This is a genomic window from Mesorhizobium sp. M0208, assembly GCF_040322015.1.
Taxonomy (GTDB): domain Bacteria; phylum Pseudomonadota; class Alphaproteobacteria; order Rhizobiales; family Rhizobiaceae; genus Mesorhizobium.
In genome coordinates this window covers 213196-227554 of the sequence record NZ_JAMYSP010000002.1, presented here as the reverse complement: position 1 = coordinate 227554, position 14359 = coordinate 213196, and the positions used below count along the sequence as shown (strand labels likewise).

The window sequence follows — 14359 nt, the reverse complement described above, 5'->3', positions numbered from 1 at the left end:
GCTCAGCCGCCCATTCTGTCGCGCGGCAGCTTGATCATATCGCCGAAGCGGGCGCGCAATTTGTCGTCGACCGGTTTTGGCACATGGCGCGGGAAGCGTTCGGCAAGCACGCGTTTCTTCTCGATGATCGCCCGTTGCAGGATATCGGGCCTGCCTTTCTCATTCCATTCCTTCGGCGAAAAGCGGTCGCCGACGGCCGGATAGAAATATTCGGTCTGCATCAGCCGCAGCGTCTGCTCGTTGCCCAGATAATGGCCCGGCCCTTTCAGGCAGACATCGGCAATGGTGTCGATCGACAGCGACTCGTCCGTCACTTCGATGCCGCGCACGCAGCGCAGGCAGTGGCCGAGCATGTCATTGTCGATGATCAGGCTCTCCAGGCAGAAGCCGAGCAGCGAGGCATGCATGCCGGCCGACTCATAGACCAGGTTGAGGCCGGCGAGACCGGCCATCACGTCGGTTATGCCCTTTTCGTAGCCGGACTGAATGTCAGGCAGTTTCGAATCTGTCATGCCGGCGGCCGAACCGCCCGGCAGGTCGTAGAATTGCGCCATCTGCGCGCAGGCCGCGGTCAGCACCGCCTGCTCGGCCGAACCCCCCGACATGGCGCCGGTCCTGAGATCCGAGACAAACGGCCAGGTGCCGAAGATCGCCGGATGGCCGGGCTTGATCGCGTTGACATAGATAAGGCCGACGAGCACTTCGGCGACTGCCTGCACCACGGCGCCCGCAATCGCCGCCGGTGCCGTCGCACCCGCCTGTCCTGCCGACAGCAGCAGGATCGGAATGCCGCCCTCGACGCAGGCTTCGAGAACGCCCCAGGCGTCCTCGGCAAACTTCATTGGGGGCACGACGAAGCAGTTCGAATTGGAGACGAAAGGCCGGGCGCGAAAATTCGCTTCGCCGCCCGCGATCGCATAGAGCATATCGAGCGCCGGCTTGACGTTCTCGCGCACGGTAAACGAGGTGCCGACATGCTTCGACGTACCCAAGACGCAGGCGTAGAGCGTGTTGAAATCCATATCGAGCGGGTCGGGAATGTCGCGCGGCACCATCGGCCGCTGGAAGAAATGGATGTTGTCGAGCCCTTCGACCAGGCGCGCGGCATCGTAAATGTCCTGCAGCAGCGACTCGCGATACTCACGCTTTTCGACATCGACCAGATGCACCGCAGCACCAGCCGTGCCGTAATGCACACGCTTGCCCTGGATCACCATGTCGTGCTTCGGATACTGGCCGTGCAGGGTGAAATGCCGCGCCGCTTTCTTGATGGTGTCGAGCACAAGGCCGCGAGGAAAGCGCAGGCGGCCGTCCTCACCGAGGGTCGCACCCGCCTTGGTCAGTGCCTCGATGCAGGAGGGGATGGCATTAGCGAAGCCGACCGTCTCCAGAAGGGTAAGCACGGCCTCGTGGATACGTTCGCAATCATTGCCGCTGAGCGGGCTGTAGCTCCCGCCTTCGAGGCCGGCGCGCACCGGCTTGACGTCGTCGGCAAGCGGTGCCGCCCGCATGGCGCGGCGCGCCTCGCGCCCGCCGGACCGCCGCGAACGCTGGTCTGCGGACACGTCCTGCTTCTCATGGGCCATTGGCATGAAGGCACTCCAACTTTAGCTGCGGAGCGGGCGCGGCGGTTGGTCCACCATCTGCCTGCTTCGTCCCCTATACTCCGACTATGCCGCCGGCATTGGCACAGCCTATGTGCCAGCCGATCCCGTCGCATATGCCAAGGTGCTAAAGAACCGGAGCCGCGCCACATGCGCCGGCTCCGGTCGGGGAAGGGTGATCAAGCCGCTGCCGGCCTGCGTCCAGCTGCCGTCGCCAGTTCGCGGATGCCGGGTTCGATGTGCTGCAGCGCGATCGATGAAATGCCCAAGCGCATGAAACGCGAAGGCTTTTCGGTGCGGTCGAAGAAGCGGTCGCCGGGCTCGATGATGACGCTGCGCGAGGCCGCGGCCTCCGCCAGTCCGCGCGAATCGGTGCCGCGCGGCCCCTCGAGCCAGAGCGACGTACCGCCGGCCGAATCGGTCGAGCGCCACTCAGGCAGGAAGGCGGAAATCGCATGGACCAGACGCTTGCGCCGCTCGTCGAAGGCGCTCGACAGCCGTCGCACCAGCGCCTCGTGATGGCCGAGCGACAGGAAGAGCGCCACGGCACGCTGGTTGTTGGCCGGCGGATGGCGCAGCATGAAGCGGCGTAGCGCCCGAAGCTCGGAGATCAGCCCGGCCGAGGCGACGATGTAGCCGAGCCTGAGGCCGGGAGCCAGCGTCTTCGACATCGAGCCGACGTAGACGACGCGGCCGGACCGATCGAGGCTCTTCAGCGCCTGCTGCGGCGCCTCGTCCAGGAGCTGGCTGTCATAGCCGTCCTCGATGATGATCTGGTTGTGCCGGTTGGCGCGCGCCAGAAGATCCTGCCGCCGCTCCGCCGACAGCGGCACCATGGTCGGGCAATGGTGGCTGGGCGTGACGAAGACGAAGCCGGAATCAGTGGGAATAGCAGAGGTTACGATGCCGGAGTGGTCGACTGGAACCGGCTGAATATCGGCGCCGGCCAGCCGGAAGATCGAGCGTGCATCGGGATAGCCGGGGTCTTCCATCGCCACCTTGGAGCCCTTGGTCATCAACAGCGTGGCCAGCATGTAAAGCGCGTTCTGCGCGCCCAGCGTCACGATGATCTCGTCCGGATTGGCGAAGATGCCGCGCCGCGGCAGCAGCCGGGCCTGGATCTGCTCGATCAGGAGCGGATCGTCGCGGTCGACCATGTCGGATGCCCAGTTGCGGATTTCGAGCACCGCCAGCGCCATGCGGTTGCACTCGCGCCATTCGGCGGTCGGGAACAGCGCCGGGTCGAACTGGCCGTAGACGAAGGGGTAGGACGACTTGATCCAGTTGTCGTGCTTGGCCGGCGGTGGCATGTCGCTCGCTGCGATCTGCCGGCGCGCCTTCCAGTCGATCTCGTTGGCCTGGTCGGGCGCCTTCTGGTGCGGCTTGGCCGGCGTCGCCAGCACCTCGGGATTGACAAAATGGCCGCGGCGCTCGCGCGCCACCAGAAAGCCCTGGTCGACCAGCTGCTGGAACGCCAGCACCACGGTGCCGCGCGCTACGCCGAGTTTTTCCGCAAGAATCCGGCAGGACGGAAGCGGCATCGAAGCCGCGATCTGCCGGTCGAGGATGGCGGCGACGATCGCCTGGCGGATCTGCGCCTGCAGGGTCTGACCGGAGTCCGCCGAAATCCGGAACAGGCCGGACCATATGGCCGTGTCGTTTCGCTGTGGCATGGGAGATGTTCCTCGATGGCCAGCTTTTTTCACTTGGCTGGACCAGTCGAATGTACCGGTGGCACAAGGTGTTGCGCCAATCAATTTTTCTGATCGCTGGGATTTATGCCAGTGATCCTTTGCGCCGGCCCGCGCTGCGCTGCGGCATCGCTGCGCATTGAAACAGATGGAATTCGACCCGATAGTTTGCCGCGACGACACGCGCCGGAAACATCCGGCCTGATAAGATGCACCTCAAGAACCGGAGCGAGGCAGTGGATCAACCGTCCTTTCAAAAGCAGCTCGGCGCGTTGCGCGATCATCGTGCGGCCAAATCGGGCTCGATGCGCGAGGCTTTCGCCGCCGATCCGCAGCGCTTCGAGAAATTCTCCGCCAGCGACGGCGACGTGCTGCTCGACTGGTCGAAATGTGCGGTCGATGCGCGGACGATGGAGTTGCTGGAGAAGCTGGCCGAGGCCGCCGACCTCGAAGGCCGGCGCGACGCGATGTTTGCCGGCAAGAAGATCAATGTCACCGAAGGCCGCGCCGTGCTGCACACGGCACTACGCAACCTGACCGGCAAGGGCATCGTGCTCGACGGCCAGGACGTGAAGGCGGAAGTCCTTGCCGTACTCGACGCGATGGGTGCCTTCGCCGACGCGGTGCGTTCCGGCAAGGCGGCCGGCGCGACCGGCAAGAAGATCACCGACATCGTCAACATCGGCATCGGCGGCTCCGATCTCGGCCCTGCCATGACGACGCTGGCGCTGGCGCCCTATCATGACGGGCCGCGCGCGCATTACGTATCCAATATCGACGGTGCGCATATCCACGACACGCTGAAGGGACTTTCCGCCGAAACCACCCTGTTCATCATCGCCTCCAAGACCTTCACCACGGTCGAGACTATGACCAATGCCGAGACCGCGCGCGGATGGGTCGAGAAGGCGCTCGGCAAGGAAGCGGTCGGCAAGCACTTCGCCGCCGTCTCGACGGCGCTCGACCTGGTCGCCAAGTTCGGCATCGCGCCCGATCGCGTCTTCGGCTTCTGGGACTGGGTCGGCGGCCGCTATTCCGTCTGGGGTGCGATCGGCCTGCCGGTGATGATCGCCATCGGCCCGAAGGATTTTCGCGCCTTTCTCGAAGGCGCCCATGAAATGGACGAGCACTTCCGCACCGCGCCGCTGGCGAGGAACCTGCCGGCGCTGATGGGGCTGATCGGCTGGTGGCACCGCGTGATCTGCAAATACCCCGCTCGCGCCGTCATCCCTTACGATCAGCGTCTGTCCAGGCTCCCGGCCTATCTGCAGCAGCTCGACATGGAATCGAACGGCAAGAGCGTCACCCTGGACGGCGGCGCTGTGACGACGCCGACCGGCCCGCTGGTCTGGGGTGAGCCCGGCACCAATGGCCAGCACGCCTTCTTCCAGCTTCTGCATCAGGGCACCGATTTCATTCCGGTCGAATTCCTCGCCGCTGCCGTAGGCCACGAGCCGGAACTGAAGCATCACCACGACCTTCTGCTTGCCAATTGCCTGGCGCAGTCGGAAGCCTTCATGAAGGGCCGCACGCTGGAGGAAGCCCGCGCACAGATGCTGGCGAAAGGCATGAAGCCGGCTGATGTCGACAGGATTGCTCCGCACCGCGTCTTCTCCGGCGACCGCCCCTCGGTGACGATCCTCTACAGAAAGCTCGACCCCCACACGTTCGGACGGCTGATTGCGCTCTACGAGCACCGCGTCTTCGTCGAAGGCACGCTGTTCAACATCAACTCCTTCGACCAATGGGGCGTCGAACTCGGCAAGGAACTGGCGACCGGGCTGCTGCCCGTCGTTGAAGGCAAGGAGAACGCCGCAAAGCGGGACGCCTCGACTGCCGGACTGGTGGAATACATCCACCGCTTGCGCGGCCTGGAGTGAAAAGCTTGGCGGACATCAAGGGAATATTGTTCGACAAGGACGGCACGCTCGTAGATTTCAACGCGACATGGCTGGGCATCGCCGACTTCATGGCGATGGATGCGGCCGAAGGCGATCGCTGGAAAGCAGACAGGCTGCTTGCGGCGGCGGGCTTCGACTTCGCCAGCAAGCGCTTCAAGCCGGATTCGATTTTTGCCTCGGGGACCAACATGGACGTCGTCGAGCTGTGGTTTCCACGGCTGTCCGACGAGGACCAGATGCTTGCCGTCGCCCGCTTCAACGCCATCACTTCGGCGCAGGGATCGGCAATGGCAGTGGCGCTACCGGGCGTGGTCGAGACGCTTGGCCTGCTTCACAGAAAATCCTACCGGCTTGGCGTCGCCACCAACGACTCGACCAGCGGCGCGGAAAAGACCTTGGTCACTCTGGGCGTCGCGCAGCTTTTCGACGCCGCCTATGGTTACGATGCGGTGGCCAATCCAAAACCGGCGCCGGATACGATCCTTGCCTTCTCGGATCTGACAGGGCTCAGGCCGGCGACGATCGCAATGGTCGGCGACAATCGCCACGATCTGGAGATGGCGCGGGCCGGCGGCTGTGGCCTGGCGATCGGCGTGCTGTCCGGCACCGGCACACGGGAATCGCTGTCGCAGATCGCCGACGTCATCCTCGATTCAGTTGCCGATCTGCCCGATTTTCTTGCGGCCCGAGTCAGCGAGACGGTCTAGACTCGCAGCTAAACTGTCCGAACGAGAACACGCCACTCGGTTTCATCGCCGCATTCCTGCCTTCGCCGACATCCGGCACCTCGTATTCGGCCAGCAGGCGAAGCCGCGAGCGGGGCAGATAGGCGCGGCCCGGATCGCCGACCAGCACCTCGATGCCGGCAGCGAGGCAGCGGTCGAGGAAGGGAACGACCCGGCCGGCAAGATCATGGGCGTAAAACAGGTCGCCGACCACCACGACATCCACCGGTGGCGGCGGACCGCTGGTTATGTCCCCGCCGATCGTCGCAATCACAACGCCGTTCGCCATCGCATTGAGGCCGATCGCGGCAACGCCGTTGCGGTCGATCTCGGCCGCGATCACCGCGCTTGCGCCGGCTTTTGCCGCTGCGATGCCGACGAGGCCCGAGCCGGCGCCGAGGTCGAGCACGCGACGGCCGGTCACGGTCTCCGGCCGGTCGAAAATATGGCGGGCGAGCACCGCGCCGCCGGCCCAGACATAGGCCCAATACGGTGGCTCCGGTTCAGGTCCGTCTTCTTCGGTAGCGTGTTGGTTCCACTCGACAAGCCGCCTGAGCCCGCTTTCCGGATGGGCGGTGTAAAGCCGAATTTCGGGAATCGCAGGTACTGCCGCGACCCGCATGTTCGCCCGGATGAACTCTGCCGGGTCTGGGCGCGAACCTATGCCCACCACGTTGGCGCCGGCGATGCAATCGCTCAAGCTGCGCCTTAGCCCCGCAACGCCCGTCGCAGGATCTTGCCGACCGGTGTCTTGGGCAGCTCGGTGCGGAACTCGATATGCCTGGGGCGTTTGTAGCCGGTCAGGTTCTCTTTGCAATAAGCCGCCAGCACTTCGGCGGTCAGCCCAGGGTCCTTCTTGACGACGAACAGCTTCGGCACTTCACCCGAATGCTCGTCCGGCACGCCGATCGCCGCCACTTCGAGTACGCCCGGATGCTGCGCCACCACTTCCTCGAGTTCGTTCGGATAGACGTTGAAGCCGGAAACCAGGATCATGTCCTTCTTGCGGTCGACGATCTTGGTATAGCCAAGCTCGTCCATGAAGCCCATGTCGCCCGACTTGAAGAAGCCGTCCTCGGTCATCACCTTGGCGGTCTCGTCCGGCCGGTTCCAGTAGCCGGCCATCACTTGCGGTCCGCGGATGCAGATTTCGCCGACTTCGCCGAGCGGCAAATTGTTGCCGTCGTCGTCGCGGATGGCGATCTCGGTCGAGGGCAGCGGCAGGCCGATCGTGCCGGTGTAAACGCCGTCGCTGAATTTGTTGATGGTTGTCCCCGGTGAGGTTTCGGTAAGCCCGTAGGCCTCGCTGATCGGGCAGCCGGTCAGCGCCTTCCAGCGTTCGGCGATGGCCCTCTGCACCGGCATGCCGCCACCCAGCGTCAGGATCAGCGGCTTGAAATCGAGCTTGCGAAAATCCTCATTGTTGAGCAGCGCATTGAACAGCGTGTTGAGGCCCGGAAAGATGTGGATCGGGTATTTCTGCAGCTCTTTGACGAAGCCGGGAATGTCGCGCGGATTGGGGATGAGGACATTCTGTGCGCCTTGCTGCATGCCTACCAGCACGTTCGCCGTCAGCGCAAAAATGTGATAGAGCGGCAGCGCGCAGAGGAAGTTCAGATGCGCCGGCTTAGGCTTGACGGTAAAGGCGTCTTCGGCCCACAGCGCGTTCTGCGCGACATTCGCCAAAATGTTGCTGTGCAAAAGCATCGCGCCCTTGGAGATGCCGGTCGTGCCGCCTGTGTATTGCAGGAAGGCGATGTCGTCGGCCGCGACCTTTGCGGGCCTGAAGGCCATGCCGGCGCCTGCCTTCAGCGCGGCGCTGAATTTGACATGGCCGGGCAGCGACCATGCCGGCACCATCTTCTTGACGCGGCGTACAACGAAGTTGACGATTGGTCCCTTGATCCCACCGAGCATGTCGCCCATCGAGGCGACCACGATATGCTTGACCGCGGTCCTGGCGATCACCGCCTGCAGGGTGCAAGCGAAATTTTCGAGGATGACAATGGCTTGAGCGCCGGAATCCTTGAGCTGGTGCTCCAGCTCGCGCGGCGTGTAGAGCGGATTGATGTTGACCACGACATAGCCGGCGCGAAGCACTGCCATGATCGCCACCGGATATTGCAGCACATTCGGCATCATCAGTGCGACGCGCGCGCCCTTCTGCAGCCCCGTTGATTGCAGATAGGCGCCGAAGGCGGCCGACTGTCGCTCGAGGTCGGCATAGGTGATCGATTTGCCCATGCAGACGAAGGCCGGCCGATTCGCAAACTGCTTGCACACGGTGACGAGAAAGTCGCCGATCGAGCTGGAGGGCAGAGCGCCGATCTCGGCCGGCACGATCTTTGGATAACTCTTGAGCCACGGTTTTTCCGGCAGGCCGGCGGCCAGCGACATGATCGCCTTTGGTAATCTCTTGGCCGGACCTGCCGACGGTCGGGGCGCTGTCGGCACTGCCTTCGCCGCCGGCTTGGCGGCAGACTTTGCAGCAGGCGCCATCTTGCGGGTTGCCGGTTTAGCAGCCGTTCCAGCCGTGGTCTTCGCCGCCGGCTTCGCGCTTGCCTTCGCGGTAGCCGCCGGCTTGGCGTCGGCCGCTTTTGACTTGACTGCTTTCGATGTTGCCTCGGCCTTTGCTTTCGCCGCGCTGGTTGTCTTTGCCGGTTTTGCCACCTGTCGCTCCCTCAATCGTTTCTTATTGTTTCGGCATGCTTGCGCGCCACCACCGCCCTGATCAACAAAGATATCCCAACGCTTGCCGCGATGCCCGAAACCCGGGAAAATCCGGCACGCTGCCCATCTATCTATGTATTGCCACAAGCGGCGGCCATGCAAGCCTTCGCCACCAGGAGTGCGGTAAGACTTGCCGTCAAACCTCTAGGCCGCGACCGGTTTTCGGACGCGGGTCTCTTGAACCGAAAGGCTCGATTCCCACAATTGGCGGCATCGCCGATCAACAAAAAATTGAAGTCGCTAATAATGTCGTGATCTGCGGATTCGGCTCGTTTTTTCCACAATTTGCCGCGTGCCGGAATTTTTTTCTGCTTCCCGTGGGTTAGGCAAACAAGCAGTTCCAAAGCTAGAAAAACGGTGCTTATATGCGGCCTTCGCGAGCCTGATAGAGGGGCTTGGAAGAACATCAGGGAGTGCTCAATGAAAAAGAAACTGACTTTTGCAGCCGCGTTGCTGGCTGCAAGCGTCCTCGGCGGCATGGCCAATGCAAAACAACTGGTCTATTGCTCGGAGGCTTCGCCGGCCGGCTTCGACCCGTCGCCATGGAGCGGCGGCAACGACTTCGACGCCTCATCGCGCACCATCTATTCGCGCCTGGTCGAGTTCGAGCATGGCAAGACCACCATCTCGCCCGGCCTGGCAGAGAGCTGGACGGTTTCCGACGACGGTCTCGAATACACCTTCAAGCTTCGCCCGGGTGTGAAATTCCAGACGACCGATTATTTCACACCGACGCGCGACCTCAACGCCGACGACGTGATCTTTTCCTTCGAACGCCAGTGGAAGAAAGAAAGCCCGTGGTACAGCTATCTGGAAGGCACCGGCTGGGAATATTTCACCGGCATGGGCTTCCCCGATCTCCTGAAGGAAATCGTCAAGGTCGACGACCTGACGGTGAAATTCGTGCTGAACAAGCCTGAAGTAGCGTTCCTGCCGGACCTCGGCATGGATTTCGCCTCGATCGTTTCCAAGGAATATGCCGACCAGCTCGACAAGGCCGGCACCAGGCAGCAGTTCACCCAGAAGCCGGTCGGCACCGGTCCGTTCCAGTTCGTCGACTACCAGGTCGACGCGGTCATCCGCTACGCGGCATGGGACGGCTACTATGGCGGCCGCCAGAAGATCGACGATCTGATCTTCGCCATCACGCCCGATCCCGCCGTGCGCGCGCAGAAGCTGAAGGCGGGCGAATGCGATATCATGTCGTACCCGGCGCCAGCCGACATTGCCGGACTGCAGGCCGACACGAACCTCAAGGTCGATGAGCAAGAAGGCCTGAATATCGGCTACATGGCCTATAACACAACGCAGCCGCCCTTCGATAAGGTCGAGGTCCGCAAGGCCCTCAACATGGCGGTGAACAAGAAGGCAATCATCGACGCGGTCTATCAGGGTGCCGGCACGCCGGCCATCAACCCGATCCCGCCGACCATGTGGTCCTATAACAAGGACATCAAGGACGATCCCTATGATCCAGAGGCGGCCAAGAAAATGCTGGCCGACGCCGGCGTCAAGGATCTGTCGATGAAGATCTGGGCTATGCCAGTCAGCCGCCCCTACAACCCGAACGCCCAGCGCGTTGCCGAGTTGATCCAGGCCGACTATGCCGCCGTCGGCGTCAAGGCGGAGATCGTCAGCTACGAATGGACCGAGTATCGCCAGCGCGGCAAGGCCAAGGATCGCGATGGCGCCTTCCAACTGGGCTGGACCGGTGACAATGGCGATCCGGACAACTTCTTTTTCCTGCTCGGTTGCGATGCCATCGGCCAGTCCAATTATGCGATCTGGTGCAACCAGGAATTTGAAGCCTTGCTGAAAAAAGGCAAGGCAACGACGGACGTCGCCGAGCGCACCAAGATCTACGAGGAAGCTCAGGTGGTATTCAAGCGTGAGGCTCCGTGGCTGACCATCGCCCACTCCAAGGTCTTCATGCCGATGAACAAGAAGGTGTCGGGCTTCGTTATGGACCCGCTCGGCATTCATCGGTTTGACGGCGTCGACGTCACCGAATAAGTCCTGAGAAATTGAACGGCGGCGCTGGACTTCCCGCGCCGCCGTTCTATGAAGCAAGATGCTCCGTTATCTCCTCCACAAGCTCGCTTTGATCATCCCGACCGTGTTCGGCATATCGCTGGCGGCGTTCGCTTTCGTCCGGCTTCTGCCCGGCGATCCCATCCTGGCCCTGGCCGGCGAGCGCGGCGTCAGCCCCGAACGCTACGCCCAGCTCATCGAGCAGTTTGGCTACAACCGGCCCTATGTCATCCAGTACCTGGAATATATCGGCAGGGTCCTCACCGGCGATTTCGGCATATCCATTGCCACCAAGCGGCCAGTGCTCGGCGAATTCCAGGCGCTGTTTCCGGCCACGCTGGAACTGGCGACGGTGGCGTTGCTCATCGCCATCCTGCTTGGCATCCCCGCCGGCATTTTCGCCGCGGTCAAGCGCGGCTCCTGGTTCGACCAGGCGACGATGGGTGTCGCGCTGACCGGCTATTCGATGCCGATCTTCTGGTGGGGGCTGCTGCTCATTATCTTCTTCTCCGGCTATCTCGGCTGGACGCCGGTTTCCGGCCGTATCGGCCTGCAGTATTTCTTCAGGCCCACGACCGGGTTCATGCTCATCGACAGCCTGATCTCCGGCAGGAGCGGCGCCTTCAAATCCGCCGTCAGCCATCTGATCCTGCCATCGATCGTACTGGCGACGATCCCGCTCGCCGTCATAGCGCGCCAGACGCGCTCGGCGATGCTTGAGGTGCTGGGCGAGGACTATGTCCGCACCGCGCGTGCCAAGGGCCTGGCGCCGCGCCGTGTCATCGGGCTGCATGCTTTTCGCAACGCGCTGATCCCGGTGGTCACCACCATTGGACTGCAGGTCGGCACGTTGATGGCAGGCGCCATTCTGACCGAAACCATTTTTTCCTGGCCAGGCATCGGCAAATGGATGATCGACGCCATCGGCAAGCGCGACTATGTCGTCGTGCAGAGCGGATTGCTGATCATCGCGCTGATCGTCATGGCGGTGAACCTGATCGTCGACGTGCTCTACGCGGTCATCAATCCGCGCATCCGGGTGCAGTGAGATGACCGACGAATCCGCCGCCGAAGCCACCGCTGCCTCCATCCCGACAGGCGGCAGGCAAAGGGCGTTTGCCGAGTTCTGGCATTACTTCTCGATGAACACCGGGGCCGTCATCGGTCTTGTCGTGTTTTCGGCGCTGGTGCTGGTCGCGATCTTTGCGCCGTTCGTCGCCCCGCATTCGCCCGACGAGCAGTTTCGCGATGCACTGCTGGCGCCTCCTGCCTGGCAGGAAGGCGGCAAATCGATGTTCCTGCTCGGCACCGATGCCGTCGGCCGCGACATGCTTTCGCGGTTGATCTTCGGGGCACGTTTTTCTCTTTTCATCGGCCTGGTGGTCGTCGTCTTCTCACTCACCAGCGGCATCGTGCTTGGCGTGCTCGCAGGCTATTTCCGCGGCTGGGTCGACACGCTGATCATGCGCATCATGGATATCATCCTGGCCTTCCCGTCGCTGCTTCTGGCGCTGGTGCTGGTGGCGATCCTCGGCCCGGGCCTGTTCAATGCCATGTTGGCGATCGCACTGGTGCTGCAGCCGCATTTCGCACGCCTCACCCGCGCCGCCGTGATGGCCGAAAAGAACCGCGAATATGTGATCTCCGCCAAGGTGGCCGGCGCCGGTCATCTTCGCTTGATGGTGAGGACGATCTTGCCGAACTGCCTGGCACCGCTGATCGTGCAGGCCACGCTGTCCTTCTCCAACGCTATTCTTGAGGCTGCGGCGCTCGGCTTCCTCGGTGTCGGTGCGCAGCCGCCGACGCCGGAATGGGGCACGATGCTCGCTTCGGCGCGCGAATTCATCCTGCGCGCGCCTTGGGTGGTGACCTTCCCCGGCCTTGCCATCCTGATCACTGTGCTTGCAATCAATCTGATCGGCGACGGCCTGCGCGATGCCTTCGACCCCAAGCTGAAGAGGTCATGATCCAATGCCTCTTCTCGAGATCAAGAACCTGACCGTTTCCTTCGACACCGCCGCCGGACCATTCATGGCGGTACAAGGCATCGACCTGTCGGTCGAACCGCGCGAGGTGCTGGCGATCGTCGGCGAATCCGGTTCCGGAAAATCGGTGGCGATGCTGGCGGTGATGGGGCTCTTGCCCAACACGGCGACGGTGAGGGCCGACCGCATGGCCTTCGACGGCATCGACCTGCTAAAGCTCGGCCCATCCGAGCGGCGCAAGATCGTCGGCAAGGACATTTCGATGATCTTCCAGGAACCGGTCGCCAGCCTCAACCCATGCTTCACCGTCGGCTTCCAGATCGAGGAGGTGCTGCGCTTTCATATGGGCATGGACCGTGCTCAGCGCCGGGCGCGCGCCATTGAACTGATGAAGCTCGTTGGCATCGCCGACCCCGAGGAACGGCTGGGCTCGTTCCCGCATCAGATGTCGGGCGGCCAGTGCCAGCGCGTCATGATTGCCATCGCCATCGCCTGTAATCCGAAGCTTTTGATAGCCGACGAGCCAACCACGGCACTCGACGTCACCATCCAGAAGCAGATCCTCGATCTGCTGGTCGGCCTGCAGGCCAAATACGGCATGGGCCTGATCATGATCACCCACAATATGGGGGTGGTTGCCGAGACCGCCGACCGTGTCATCGTCCAGTACAAGGGCCGCAAGATGGAAGAGGCCGACGTGCTGTCGCTGTTCGAATCCCCCAGGAGCAATTACACGCGCGCGCTCCTGTCGGCGCTGCCGGAAAACGCCGTCGGCGACCGGTTGCCGACTGTTTCCGACATGCTGTTCGAGCCGGCCCCATCTGTAGTCGCAGCCCGATCCGCAGGAGGAACCGCCTCATGAGCGTGACGGTAGTCGAAGGCAAGAACATCGTGCGCGACTATCATGTCGGCGGCGGGCTTTTCCGCCCTTCCCGTACGGTTCATGCGGTCAAGGGTGTTTCGTTCAGCGTCGACAAGGGCAAGACGCTGGCCATCGTCGGCGAGAGCGGCTGCGGCAAGTCAACACTCGCCCGCATCATCACCCTGATCGACCCGGCGACCTCCGGCGAGCTTTTCATCGACGGCAAGAACGTCGACATCGCGAGGGATGGTCTGTCGAAGGAAATGCGCCGCAAGGTGCAGATCGTCTTCCAGAACCCCTATGGTTCGCTCAATCCACGCCAGAAGATCGGCGACGTGCTTGGCGAGCCGCTGCTCATCAACACCGACAGCACGGCCGACGAACGGCGCGATCTCGCCATGAAGATGCTGAAGAAGGTCGGTCTTGGCCCCGAGCACTATAATCGCTACCCGCATATGTTTTCGGGCGGCCAGCGCCAGCGGATCGCCATTGCCCGCGCGCTGATGCTCAACCCCAGCCTTCTGGTGCTGGACGAGCCCGTCTCGGCACTTGATCTTTCGGTGCAGGCGCAGGTGCTGAACCTGCTCGCCGACCTGCAGGATGAGTTTCAGCTGACCTATGTTTTCATCAGCCACGACCTGTCGGTGGTACGCTATATCGCCGACGACGTGATGGTGATGTATTTCGGCGAGGCGGTCGAATACGGCTCGCGCGACGAGGTCTTCGCCGACCCCAAGCACAGCTACACCAGGACGCTGTTCGCGGCGACGCCGCGTGCCGACGTCGCCAGCATCAAGGCAAGGTTGGCGAAAAAGAAGGCCGCCTGATCC

The 14359-nt window shown here is 62.8% G+C and carries 13 protein-coding genes; 9 read left to right on the top strand and 4 right to left on the bottom strand.

The window, feature by feature from the left end; translation table 11 throughout:
* Positions 1–2 precede the first annotated feature (2 nt).
* Together NKJ17_RS03130 and pdxR are read right to left on the bottom strand one after the other, a co-directional pair.
* Complete coding sequence (locus NKJ17_RS03130) at positions 3–1592, bottom strand: trimethylamine methyltransferase family protein (RefSeq protein WP_352686915.1); 1590 nt, start codon at positions 1590–1592, stop codon at positions 3–5.
* Positions 1593–1783: 191 nt separating this feature from the next.
* Positions 1784–3277, bottom strand: a complete 1494-nt coding sequence (gene pdxR, locus NKJ17_RS03125) for a MocR-like pyridoxine biosynthesis transcription factor PdxR (protein ID WP_352506076.1) — start codon at positions 3275–3277, stop codon at positions 1784–1786.
* A gap of 5 nt (positions 3278–3282) precedes the next feature.
* Here pdxR and NKJ17_RS03120 point away from each other — a divergent pair, with 5 nt between their 5' ends.
* From NKJ17_RS03120 to NKJ17_RS03110, 3 genes are all read left to right on the top strand, one after another.
* Complete coding sequence (locus NKJ17_RS03120; RefSeq protein WP_254816186.1) at positions 3283–3438, top strand: hypothetical protein; 156 nt, start codon at positions 3283–3285, stop codon at positions 3436–3438.
* A gap of 93 nt (positions 3439–3531) precedes the next feature.
* Entirely contained in the window at positions 3532–5175 is a 1644-nt protein-coding gene (gene pgi / locus NKJ17_RS03115; protein ID WP_352686912.1) for a glucose-6-phosphate isomerase, read from the top strand.
* Between the two features lie 5 nt (positions 5176–5180).
* Complete coding sequence (locus NKJ17_RS03110) at positions 5181–5903, top strand: HAD family hydrolase (RefSeq protein WP_352506078.1); 723 nt, start codon at positions 5181–5183, stop codon at positions 5901–5903.
* Here the strand turns inward: NKJ17_RS03110 and NKJ17_RS03105 are convergent.
* Both NKJ17_RS03105 and NKJ17_RS03100 read right to left on the bottom strand, forming a co-directional pair.
* A complete protein-coding gene (locus NKJ17_RS03105) occupies positions 5887–6543 on the bottom strand; it encodes a class I SAM-dependent methyltransferase (protein ID WP_352506227.1) in 657 nt (218 codons plus the stop codon). The genes NKJ17_RS03110 and NKJ17_RS03105 overlap by 17 nt on opposite strands.
* An 86-nt stretch (positions 6544–6629) precedes the next feature.
* Positions 6630–8591 (bottom strand): long-chain fatty acid--CoA ligase, encoded by a 1962-nt coding sequence (locus NKJ17_RS03100; protein WP_352506079.1) that lies wholly within the window; start codon positions 8589–8591, stop codon positions 6630–6632.
* A gap of 39 nt (positions 8592–8630) precedes the next feature.
* Between NKJ17_RS03100 and NKJ17_RS03095 the strand changes: the two genes are divergently transcribed.
* From NKJ17_RS03095 to NKJ17_RS03070, 6 genes are all read left to right on the top strand, one after another.
* Positions 8631–8906 (top strand): hypothetical protein, encoded by a 276-nt coding sequence (locus NKJ17_RS03095; protein ID WP_352506080.1) that lies wholly within the window; start codon positions 8631–8633, stop codon positions 8904–8906.
* Between the two features lie 165 nt (positions 8907–9071).
* A complete protein-coding gene (locus NKJ17_RS03090) occupies positions 9072–10664 on the top strand; it encodes an ABC transporter substrate-binding protein (RefSeq protein ID WP_254816244.1) in 1593 nt (530 codons plus the stop codon).
* 58 nt (positions 10665–10722) lie between these two features.
* Positions 10723–11730, top strand: coding sequence for an ABC transporter permease subunit (locus NKJ17_RS03085; protein ID WP_352506081.1), 1008 nt, complete (start codon positions 10723–10725; stop codon positions 11728–11730).
* A 1-nt stretch (position 11731) separates the two neighbouring features.
* Positions 11732–12649: an ABC transporter permease subunit gene (locus NKJ17_RS03080; RefSeq protein ID WP_023676823.1), complete on the top strand. Its 918-nt coding sequence runs from the start codon at positions 11732–11734 to the stop codon at positions 12647–12649.
* A gap of 4 nt (positions 12650–12653) precedes the next feature.
* Positions 12654–13529 carry an ABC transporter ATP-binding protein gene (locus NKJ17_RS03075; protein WP_352506082.1) on the top strand — a complete coding sequence of 292 codons (876 nt, stop codon included), beginning with the start codon at positions 12654–12656 and terminating at the stop codon, positions 13527–13529.
* On the top strand, positions 13526–14356 hold the full coding sequence (locus NKJ17_RS03070) for a dipeptide ABC transporter ATP-binding protein (protein WP_352506083.1): 831 nt from the start codon (positions 13526–13528) through the stop codon (positions 14354–14356). Before NKJ17_RS03075 ends, NKJ17_RS03070 begins: the two co-directional genes overlap by 4 nt.
* Positions 14357–14359: the final 3 nt, after the last annotated feature.

Excerpts from the sequence above, each read along its gene's own strand:
- NKJ17_RS03130 (WP_352686915.1), bottom strand. The coding sequence starts at position 1,592 with ATGCCAATGGCCCATGAGAAGCAGGACGTGTCCGCAGACCAGCGTTCG.
- pdxR (WP_352506076.1), bottom strand. The coding sequence starts at position 3,277 with ATGCCACAGCGAAACGACACGGCCATATGGTCCGGCCTGTTCCGGATT.
- NKJ17_RS03120 (WP_254816186.1), top strand. The coding sequence starts at position 3,283 with ATGTTCCTCGATGGCCAGCTTTTTTCACTTGGCTGGACCAGTCGAATG.
- NKJ17_RS03105 (WP_352506227.1), bottom strand. The coding sequence starts at position 6,543 with ATGCGGGTCGCGGCAGTACCTGCGATTCCCGAAATTCGGCTTTACACC.
- NKJ17_RS03090 (WP_254816244.1), top strand. The coding sequence starts at position 9,072 with ATGAAAAAGAAACTGACTTTTGCAGCCGCGTTGCTGGCTGCAAGCGTC.
- NKJ17_RS03085 (WP_352506081.1), top strand. The coding sequence starts at position 10,723 with ATGCTCCGTTATCTCCTCCACAAGCTCGCTTTGATCATCCCGACCGTG.
- NKJ17_RS03080 (WP_023676823.1), top strand. The coding sequence starts at position 11,732 with ATGACCGACGAATCCGCCGCCGAAGCCACCGCTGCCTCCATCCCGACA.
- NKJ17_RS03075 (WP_352506082.1), top strand. The coding sequence starts at position 12,654 with ATGCCTCTTCTCGAGATCAAGAACCTGACCGTTTCCTTCGACACCGCC.
- NKJ17_RS03070 (WP_352506083.1), top strand. The coding sequence starts at position 13,526 with ATGAGCGTGACGGTAGTCGAAGGCAAGAACATCGTGCGCGACTATCAT.